This window comes from Microcoleus sp. B13-B6 (genome assembly GCF_036705405.1).
Taxonomy (GTDB): domain Bacteria; phylum Cyanobacteriota; class Cyanobacteriia; order Cyanobacteriales; family Microcoleaceae; genus Microcoleus.
Genome location: NZ_JAUBUJ010000163.1, coordinates 1 through 10813, shown reverse-complemented (window position 1 = coordinate 10813; position 10813 = coordinate 1). Strand labels below are relative to the sequence as shown.

Here is a 10813-nt window from a genome sequence, read left to right as displayed (position 1 = left end):
TCAGTTAAAACTTGCATCTTGCACCATTCTCAAAAACGGGCAAGATGCCCGTTCCACAAAGAGTGAATTTTCTTGTGAAACAGGCATCTTGCCTGTTGCTAAACAAGTAATTGAAAATGGTGCAATATCTCAGTTAAAACCGACTGAAATATTGACAGATAGTCCTCTTGAGAGGACTTCAGCTATGAGACAGGGAATTCATTCCCTGTCGGACTATAGGTTTTTGGCTCAATCTGTACCGCCATCTTCGATAATCAAACAAGGCCGCCAAGTGTCCCTAAACGGCCGCATTCTCCCCCTAAGTTGGACTCAGCAGCCGGCAAACAGCACTTCTGGGAATTTCCGAACTTGGATTGCTGACGTTGGATTGATGCAAGGTGCGGGAGTGGATTTGCTTAGCAGCGCCGACAGTATCAAACAACCGGTGCAGTGGTTTTCGGTATCTTTAATCGGCGCTCAAAGCTTAGCAGCGCGGGCAACAGGCTCGTATCGTTACTTAGATGTTACCGATTTTGCTAGACTTGCGGGCTGGGAGATATCTGCTGATGGGAATATTCTAAAAATTACTTCTCAAACTGCAAGTGTTACCGGAATTCGGCAAGCAGAAATAGAATCGGGCGATCGCATTGTAGTAGATATCGATCGACCAACCCCTTGGCAAGTCAACTTTGTCGATAAACCAATCCCGTCGCCGACACCCACACCCAACCCCCCGGACGACCCCACAAAGCCCGCTATCCCAATCCCAAGCCTCCGCACAGCGCCAAACCTCGAAACACCAGACGACCCGACCAAACCCGCTCTCCCGCTGCAAATAACGCCCGCAGCGCCGATCGCCGGTCAAGAATGGTCGATCGCGATCGATGCCAAAGTCGCACCCGCCATAATTCAGCAGACTTTCTCAACCAGCAAACAATTGCTATCACTAAAAGTCGAACCTGACGGCGTTCAAACCAAAGTCAAAGTGACGATTCCTTTGGGTTGGCGGCCGCAAGTTTTCACCCTGGGAAATCCCAATCGATTAGTTATCGACATTCGCCCAGATTCGTTAGTAGAAAAAAACATTGTTTGGGCTCCCGGTGTGCAGTGGCGGCAGCAGTATCAGAATTTAGGAACCGCGCGTTTTCCAGTAGTTTGGTTAGAAGTTAATCCGCGTCAAGCTGGTGTAAAAATTAGACCAATTCTCAGCAATCCGCCTGCCGATCAAGGCACTGCACCTTTATTGCAAACAGCAGAAGTTTCGGGTGCGGCGGCGGCGATTAATGCAGGTTTTTTCAATCGAATTAATCGCTTAGCTTTAGGGGCAATTCGGCGGGAAAATAAATGGCTTTCCGGGCCGATATTGAACCGGGGGGCGATCGCATGGAACGATCGGGGAGAATTTGCGATCGATCGTTTAACTTTGCAAGAAACTGCGATCACTTCGGCAAATCAAATTTTGCCGATTTCTCATCTCAATAGTGCCTACGTACAACCGGGAATCGGTCGCTACAATTCTGATTGGGGAACAACTTATACTCCGTTGTCTGGCAATGAAATAGTTGTGACAGTTGCGGGCGAGCGAGTTGTCAGCCAATCCCCCGGAGGTGCGGCGGGAACAACAACTTTTCCCATTCCAGCTAACGGTTATATTTTGGCTTTGCGTGCCGATTTGTTTCCTGCATCTGAACTCTCCATCGGCACTTTATTGCGTTTAGAAACTAACACTTTTCCTGCTGATTTCAACCGTTTTCCGTACATTCTGGGCGGCGGGCCGGTATTGGTACAAAACAGTCAAGTTGTGCTGGATGCTAAGGCAGAAGGGTTTAGCGATGCCTATGTTAGACAGACAGCAATTAGAAGTGCGATCGGGCGAACTGCTGCGGGGAATTTGCTGATTGTAGCGGTGCACAATCGTGCGGGCGGGGCGGGGCCAAATTTCGCAGAACTGGCGCAGATATTGCAGCAAATGGGTGCTGTGGAGGCTTTAAATTTGGATGGGGGAAGTTCGACGAGTTTGTATTTGGGAGGTAGTTTGCTCGATCGACCTCCGTCTACTGCTGCGAGAGTTCATAATGCGATCGGTATTTTCATTCAACCATAAACCGTCACCTTAAATTGTAGGGTGCGTCAGCGTCCGTTATCTTCTCAAAAATTGAGAATCTCCCCACTGACGCACCTTACAAACTCTTGTTCTCCCGTTATTAAAGGGGCTAGGGCAGGGGGGGAGTAGAAGTTTTTATAATCCAAAATCGCAAATCGAGTGGCTTGTTTGTATGTGATGATAACGGGATATTCCCCGCGCAATTTGCAGGAGCAAGACCTGTTTTTGGCGGTTTTACAAAATGATGCGGTTCCTGTGCGCGATCGCACTTCTGCGATTCCTCAACCGCTAGCTACAGTTATCGATCGCGCTTTAATTGACAATCCTGATATTTATTATCAAAGTGCAGCGGAATTTAAACAAGCCCTATTCAATAGTATATGATAATTGATTTCATATTGACACTGTAACTTTTTTATTGCAAGAGGTAGATTGAGATTTACAGTTGGGTGGGGGCGGGTTTATGAGATTATTGGTCTTAGGCTGAGATTTTGGGTAAAACCCGCCCCTACAGAATGTTGTTATCATTGTGGATTGGACTCTCGCATTCGGATCTAAAAGTCTTGGGTTAGCCTCAAAATCTCTCGCCCGAATGCGAGAACCCCTACAATCTTCACACAACTCAATCTGCCATCACAGACAACACATACTCTCCTTGATTTACTGACTGATTTGTCGAAACATCAAAAATGAAAACATCCGACTCAGCACAAACATCAACCAAACTCGGAAATTCCCCATTCTTATTAAAGCTGAGAATTTGATAAAGCCGATCGCCCTTTTTGACATAACTCCCCAATTGCACTCGATTTTGAATCATCCCGCCCGCCGGCGCGTAGTATTTGAACACTGAATTCTTGGGGGTAAAAATAACGTGATGATTCGCAGTTTTCGGGAGAGGAAATCCATCTATTTTCAATAAACCCTTACTGGCTAAGTAATTTTTGATGCCCCGCAAGCCATTCGCCACAGACTCGGGATTCATTTCCATCCCCGAACCTAATTCTAAAGTCCAAGCTTCCACGTCAAATTGAATCGCACTTCCCAACTCTGCTAAAATCTTCTCCAAAGCCAGCCAAGGCTTGAGAAACGCCTCGTCAAAAGCATCGCCGTCGTACTCGTTCATCAAGATTGCCCGATCGAGCAAAAAAGCTTTCGCACTGTCCTCGCGGGAATTAAAACAGTAAAGGTAATCTAAACTTTGATTCGTAGAACTGTGCAAATCCAGCACGTAGTCAGCATCCAAACACAAAGATTGTAGCTGATATCGGTAAAGTTGGCTGTAGGGGGCGCAACTAGGAGCATTAATTTTTTCCAACTCTTTGGCAAAACTCAAAGCAATCGCTTTTCTGTAATTAACTTTGACAGTATCGGCATCGAGATGGATGTGAGCATTAGCAAAACCCAGAATATCTTCCCCTTGTTTTTCAAAATCCCAGAAAATCCGGTTCCAATTTACCCCATCATAAAGATTGAAGCGACCAGGAGAAAAATGGTGCGATCGCTGACTGACACCTACAGGATTACAAACAGGAACTAGCCAAATTTCCCCGCTTAGCTGACTGCTGTCCAAAGACATTAAAAACTCAATTAATTGGTGAATCACAGCATTACCGCTAATCTCAGCGCCGTGCAGGTTAGATTGGAGATAAGCTTTTTTGCCGGGAATCGCACCTTGGAACTGATAGACTTGCAGTGAAAGCCGATCGCCCGAAGCAAGCTGCACCACAGGAATAGTCGAAATAACTGGAATCATAGAGAAGGAAGTTCGGCAACGGATTATGTAACGGATGTAACGGATGTCAGGAAGAGGGAAGAGGGAAGAGGGAAGAGGGAAGAGGGAAGAGGGAAGAGGGGAGAGGGAAGAAGGCAAAATTTTTTTCTTTCTTCTGCCAACTGCCAACTGCCAACTGCCAACTGCCAACTGCCAACTGCCAACAGACTTATTCCTTCATAGCCGATTTGCGGGCGTTGGTCTAAAATCAATACAGTCCTCTGCTGACTTGCTTTCAGCAAGATTTAAGCATACTTACCCTGCAACCTTATAATAATCCTTGTGCCAGACACTGCCCAGAACCGCCCAGAGCTGGATCTGAAGACCATATTTCCCTTCGAGCTAGATAACTTTCAGAGAGAGGCGATCGCCGCCCTCGATGCAGGTAAATCCGTTGTCGTGTGCGCTCCCACAGGCTCTGGGAAAACGTTAATCGGGGAATACGCCATCCATCAAGCACTCTCCAGAGGGCGGCGCGTCTTCTACACCACTCCCCTCAAAGCACTCTCTAACCAAAAGCTGCGCGACTTCCGCAGTCAATTTGGAGACGACAACGTAGGTTTGCTGACGGGCGACATCTCCGTCAATCGAGATGCGCCGATTTTGGTGATGACTACCGAAATATTTCGGAATATGCTCTACGGTACGCCGATCGGAGAAGTCGGTACTTCCCTCACCGGAGTCGAAACCGTGGTGCTCGACGAGTGTCACTACATGAACGATCGCCAGCGTGGTACCGTCTGGGAAGAATCCATCATCTACTGTTCGAGCGAAATTCAACTGCTCGCCCTCTCAGCAACCGTTGCCAATAGCGACCAACTCACAGACTGGATTAACAAAGTCCACGGGCCCACAGAGCTCGTCTACTCAGACTTTCGGCCAGTACCGCTGCAATTCCACTTCGCCAACCAAAAAGGGATATTTCCCCTGCTAGACGACACCGGCAAAAGAGCCAATGTCCGATTAGTCCCCAAAAAGAAGCAGCAAAAAGTAGAAAGAGGCAGCATCCCCACTCCGAGTTTGACCGATGTTTTGGCTCGGTTGGACGATCGAGATATGCTACCAGCAATTTACTTCATCTTCAGCCGTCGCGGGTGCGACCAAGCAGTCGCAGAAGTCGGCAATTTCTCCCTAGTTAACGAAGCCGAAACAGCCGAACTCAAACGCATCATTGACGATTTTTTACAGCGAAACCCAGAAGCAGAACGCTTCGGTCAAAAAGAAGCACTTTTAAAAGGCATCGCCGCCCACCACGCAGGCATTTTGCCCGCTTGGAAAGGTTTAGTAGAAGAACTTTTTGGCAGAGGTTTGATAAAAGTCGTATTTGCCACCGAAACCCTAGCAGCCGGGATTAATATGCCCGCCCGCACCACAGTCATTTCCACCCTGTCCAAGCGCACCGACAAGGGACACCGACTGCTAAACGCTTCAGAATTCCTGCAAATGGCCGGTCGGGCGGGTCGGCGGGGCATGGACAAGCTGGGGCACGTGGTCGCAGTTCAGACGCGCTTTGAAGGCGCAAAAGAAGCCTCGTATTTGGCAACAGCCAAAGCCGACCCCCTCGCCAGTCAGTTTACTCCCAGCTACGGCATGGTGCTGAATTTGCTGCAAACTCACACTCTCGACGAAGCTCAAGAGTTGGTAGAGCGGAGTTTTGGTCAATACCTGTCTACCTTGTACTTGCAGCCGCAGCAAGAAGAATTAGACCGATTGCAAACAGAATTGGCGGTGCTTGAACAGTCCCTGGCGGCCGGAGGAAATGTCTCCACCCTGGAAAAAGAGCTCGCTCATTACGAAAAATTGCAGGGAAGACTCAAAGAAGACAAACGTTTGCTGAAAACTCTATTGCAGCAAGCTGAAGAAGCCAGATTTAAGGAGATGTCCGTAGCTGTGGCTTTTGCAGTGCTCGGCACGGTTCTGAGTCTCAAAGGCAAGCACGTTCCGACAGCTAAACGATCGCACACAAATCCTGTACCCGCCGTATTGGTTGCCAAAATCCCAGGTTCCGGCCAAGCACCAAATTTGGTGTGCTTGGGCAAAGATAACCGCTGGTATGTCGTCGCCATTAGCGATGTCGCGAGTCTGCACGCCGAATTACCCCGCTTGACCGTTGCAGATACCTTGAACCCGCCGTCGGAAATGCTCCTGAGACTCGGCCAATGCCGCTTGGCAAATGAAGAAACTGCTTCAATTGCTGCATCGATCCCAGAATTGCCCGCACCAGAACCGAGCCCAGAGGCGATCGAGCAACAGCGGAAAATCGCAGCCGTAGAAGCTAAGCTAGAAATTCACCCGGTTCTAGAATGGGGCAATCCCGGTACTTTGCTCAAACGCCAGCGCCGCCGGGAAGAATTGAAAAAAGAAATCCGCAAAAGCGAACAAGAGTTAGAAAAGCAACGAGCTCGCTACTGGGAGCAATTTCTCAACTTAATCGACATCTTGCTGAATTTTGGCTGCTTGGAAAGAGTAGTTTCGGCAACTGGAAACCGAGATGACTCCTCCGACAGGTTGGTACCCACAATCTTGGGCCAAGCTTGCGCCGCCATTCGTGGCGATAACGAACTGTGGCTGGGTTTGTCCCTGATGTCTGCAGAGTTTGACGAACTCGACCCCCACCACCTCGCTGCTGCTTGCGCGGCCTTAGTTACAGAAGTTTCCAGGCCCGACAGTTGGACTCACTACTCGCTGTCGCCGGAAGTTTTGGCACCTTTGGACAATCTACAAAAAGGCCTGCGCCGCCGATTGTTTCAAGTGCAGTACCGCCACGAAGCTGCAATCCCGATTTGGCTGGAACGGGATTTAGTGACTTTGGTTGAGCAGTGGGCTCTGGGTGTTGAATGGCTGGAACTGATTAGCCATACGAGTTTGGATGAAGGGGATGTGGTGCGGATTTTGCGCCGGACTTTGGATTTCTTGTCTCAGATTCCTCATGTTCCTCATGTTTCGGATGCTTTGCGGAGGAATGCTTGTCGGGCGATGCAGTTAATCGATAGATTTCCGGTGAATGAAGCTGCAACTTAGAAAATTGTTGACAGTTGACAGTTGACTGTTGGCTGTTGACTGTAAGCATTAGTGTCAAGTTAAGCCTGAAACCATGTCTAAATCAGGGTTGTAGCCGAGTCTAGATCCCCCTAAATCCCCATTAAGAAGGGGAGTAGGAGTTGACTTTGAGCAGACTCCTGTCCCCTTGCACCGCATTTGTCCGGTCTCTGTTTTTCCCCCCTTAATAAGGGGAGTAGGGGTTGACTTTGAGCAGACTCCTGTCCCACCCCCTACTCCCCTTATTAAGGGGGGTTAGGGGGGATCTAGACTTCGCTACAAACAAGAGAGACGGTCGGTTTAACGTGTTTGTTGACACCAACGGGCTGTCAACTGTCCCGCATCTAAATTGTATTTTTGGTTTTTCAAGCAAATGCACCCACATTTTAATCGAGAATCTAAAATCCAAAATCTAAAATCGATCGATCGCACTTTTTCCTGATTCAGGTTGCAGGGCAGGATAGACAATTGTATGGTGCGGATCGATCGCTCTTAATTGTTATTGAAATTTTCTTTAGCGGTGTGGTGAGTAATTCTCATATTTATGATGCAACAAATCAAAAATCCCGATCAAATGCCTGATGCCTGCTCCCAGGCTAAAAAAAATCGCTTTTTCACTTTCTTGCAAAGAGTCTTAATTGGAACTCTAGCGAGTACATTACTCAATCTCTTCATCCTATTTCCCTCTCCGAGTTTCGCAGAAGTAGTTCTGGGCGTTGTTCGCAGTTCCGAGAATTCTCCCGACTGGGTAAAGATTACCACGCGCCTCTGGGAAAGCGGCATTGCTTACAAACCAATCAATCTCGAAGAAATCAAAAATTTGGCGGATTTAACAGGCGTTAACGTGCTGTTTTTACCCAACATTGAAACTTTGAGTCCGACGCAAATTAAAGTTTTAGAAGCTTGGGTCTCCCAAGGCGGCCGCTTGATTGCTTCGGGCCCAGTCGGCCGCAGTTCCCCGGCCTTGGTGCGCCAATCTTTGCGATCGCTCCTTGGGGCCTATTGGGCTTTTCCGTTAACCCAACCGGCGACTCCGCAACCGCGCAGCCGCTGTCGGGATCTCGCTTGCAAAACTTCTAGCAGTTGGATGCCCCCAGAACAAAAAAATGCCTCAGTCCAAGGCGGTGTCTTGATTCCGGCTGATGCAAACAGTCAAACTATTGCTACTTGGAAAGATAGTTCCGGTTCCTCCGCAGCCATCGCCACGGATCGCGCTACATATCTCGGCTGGCGCTGGGGTAGCGAGGGTTCGGCAAATGTAGATAAGGCTTGGCTGCAAGCCTCGATCGCCCGCTGGGGAGGCACAATCGCTTCGCAGCCTGTAGCGCCGCCCACTGCTGCCGGAACCCCACTGCCAACTCCCCCCTCCAGAGTCAGTAGAAACAGCCCTAGTTTGCCGCGTACTACCCCGCTGAGCCGACTTTCTCCCTCTGGCTCGGTTCCCGATCCAGTACCTGCAACTTTTACAGACCCTTCGGATCAGGCGGCGCCGGCGGGTTTGGACGTGCAGCCCAATTCCAATAAGCCGATCGTCAGCATTGAAGCGTACTTGATGCGCCAAGAACTCACTAACCTCCTCGGCCGGTTTGAAAGCGCCTTGACAGCATCTAATTCAGCCAATACCGCCATCAATCTTAATGCTGCTACCTCCCCTCAACTGCTGGCTGCAGAACAGGGCGGTGGCGGCCCGGCAGCCAGCCGCACCCCTGTTCTGCAAGCGATCAGGGGACGGGCGATCGCCCAAGCGCGGCAGGTTCTGCAAACTTTCGACCAACTCCTGCAAGAGCAAAACTACGCGGAGGCGAGATCGCAGTGGGTGGAAGCGCGGCAGTTGCTGTGGGAAAATTACCCGAAGGAAGGGCAGCGCGTTGGGGCGGAAATTCGCGCGGTTTGGCTCGATCGCGGGACGATCGTCGCAGCGCGATCTGAACAGGGTTTGGCGGCAGTGTTCGATCGACTCGCCGCCGCCGGTATCAATACTGTTTTCTTTGAAACTTTGAATGCCGGATATCCCATTTATCCCAGTCAAGTTGCACCGCAACAAAATCCCCTGACTGTTGGCTGGGACCCGCTAGCATCTGCGGTTAAATTAGCCCACGAGCGAGGCATGGAACTGCACGCTTGGGTTTGGGTTTTTGCCACAGGAAATAAGCGCCACAATACTTTAATTGGCCAGCCTAGTTCTTATCCTGGGCCGGTGCTTTCCGCTTATCCAGATTGGGCAAATATTGACAATAAAGGACGCAGGCAAAATCCTAACGATGGTAAATTTTATCTCGATCCGGCGAATCCGGAAGCACGTAATTATTTGCTGCAAATTGTCAGCGAAATTGCCAACAACTACAAAGTAGATGGGGTGCAATTAGACTATATTCGCTATCCTTTTCAAGATGACAATGCGAATTTTACTTACGGTTACGGTATTGCGGGGAGGCAGCAATTTAAGCAGTTGACTGGTGTAGATCCGGTGAATATTTCGCCGAGTTCCGGCAGTTTATGGCGGCAGTGGGTTGAGTTTAAAACTAATCAAATTAATAGTTTTGTAGCTGAAGTTTCTCAGCTTTTGCGGCAGAATTATCCGCGCACTATTCTGTCGGTGGCGGTGTTTCCTCACCCGGAAAGTCAGCGGATTTACAAAATTCAGCAAAATTGGGAAGTTTGGGCTCGTCAAGGTATTGTAGATTTGATTGTGCCGATGACTTATGCTTTGGATACGAACCGACTTCAGCGCATTACGGAACCGCTGGTAAAGGAACAAATGCTCGGTTCGGCTTTGATTTCTCCGTCGGTTAAGTTGTTGACTCTCCCGGAAGTTGTGGCGATCGACCAAATTCAAGCTTTGCGCGATTTGCCGACAGGGGGCTATGCTATTTTTGCGGTGGAAAGTATCAGCAGCGGGATGCAGGGCTTTTTTAACCGCACTCAAGGCCCGCCAGTGCGTTCCACTTCTGCTGCAGAGCCGATTCCTTACCGACAGCCGTTTGCGGCGGCGGCTTCGCGGTATACTGCTCTCAAGCAGGAATGGAGTTTTTTGTTGGCTAACAATCAGTTGCGGGTGTCGGAATCTGAACTAAAAGTTTTGCAAAGTCGAGCCGATGAATTGGCGCAAGCTTTGAGCAAGTTGGCGGCAAATCCTTCGAGAGAAAGTTTAGCAACTGCTAAAAGATTGTTGGGGAGTTTTCAATCTCAATTTCAATCTTCGATGCGCTTGCATTCTGCAGAAAATAGCTATCAGGTGCAAACTTGGCAAAATCGTTTGGAGAGTTTGAATATGCTTTTACGTTACGGCGAAAGGATGGAGTTGAATCGCAGGTAAATATAGATTTTTCGGGTGTGTGCTGCTGTGGATAGTGCGATCGTGCTAACATTTGGGCGATCGTAATCTAATTAAGTTAGTTCACGATCCACAGGTAATCCTCACCTTGGTTTTTTCACAGCAATACTTGGTTCGAGCTCGCAGATTCAGTAAAAAACCCGGTGGTTGAGCGAACCCGAAACCCCCTGTCTTGAGTCGAAGTGCGATCGCGAACTTTAAGTTTGTAAGTAGGTCATCGCCAAATAACCATAGTATCTTATCAGGGAGGGTTGAGTTAAGATCCACGATCGAAGCGAGTAGATGAGTCCTCTCACCCGCCCGAACCATGTAATGTTTATTTGCACCTACTTACTTAGTGAGGACGGAAGTCCTCAAAACTCTTAAACGTCGAACTCAAACAATTTGATAATGAGTGATATCGTTTCCCGTTGCATCGGATAAGAGTCAACCATTGAGTTTTCCGACACCGAGTCAACAGTCAACAGTCAACAGTCAACAGTCAACCATTGAGTTTTTCGACACCAAGTCAACAGTCAACAGTCAACAGTCAACAGTCAACAGTCAACAGTCAACAGTCAACAGTCAACAGTCAACAGTCAAC

Annotated in this window: 5 protein-coding genes; 4 read left to right on the top strand and 1 reads right to left on the bottom strand. The window is 48.9% G+C overall.

Features of this window, described 5'->3' with window-relative positions; genetic code table 11:
* Positions 1 to 2083 (top strand): phosphodiester glycosidase family protein (locus QUB35_RS36910; RefSeq protein ID WP_333147722.1); only part of this gene is annotated, 2083 nt, incomplete at its 5' end.
* A gap of 159 nt (positions 2084 to 2242) precedes the next feature.
* Entirely contained in the window at positions 2243 to 2467 is a 225-nt protein-coding gene (locus QUB35_RS36905; protein WP_333147720.1) for a hypothetical protein, read from the top strand.
* Between the two features lie 238 nt (positions 2468 to 2705).
* Here QUB35_RS36905 and QUB35_RS36900 read toward each other — a convergent pair whose 3' ends face one another.
* Positions 2706 to 3839, bottom strand: a complete 1134-nt coding sequence (locus QUB35_RS36900; RefSeq protein ID WP_333147718.1) for a succinylglutamate desuccinylase/aspartoacylase family protein — start codon at positions 3837 to 3839, stop codon at positions 2706 to 2708.
* A gap of 300 nt (positions 3840 to 4139) precedes the next feature.
* Here QUB35_RS36900 and QUB35_RS36895 point away from each other — a divergent pair, with 300 nt between their 5' ends.
* Entirely contained in the window at positions 4140 to 6878 is a 2739-nt protein-coding gene (locus tag QUB35_RS36895) for a DEAD/DEAH box helicase (protein ID WP_333147716.1), read from the top strand.
* A gap of 592 nt (positions 6879 to 7470) precedes the next feature.
* Complete coding sequence (locus tag QUB35_RS36890) at positions 7471 to 10212, top strand: family 10 glycosylhydrolase (protein WP_445252080.1); 2742 nt, start codon at positions 7471 to 7473, stop codon at positions 10210 to 10212.
* Positions 10213 to 10813: the final 601 nt, after the last annotated feature.

Coding starts and splice junctions, on each gene's coding strand:
- QUB35_RS36900 (WP_333147718.1), bottom strand. CDS start 3,839: ATGATTCCAGTTATTTCGACTATTCCTGTGGTGCAGCTTGCTTCGGGC.
- QUB35_RS36890 (WP_445252080.1), top strand. CDS start 7,471: ATGCCTGATGCCTGCTCCCAGGCTAAAAAAAATCGCTTTTTCACTTTC.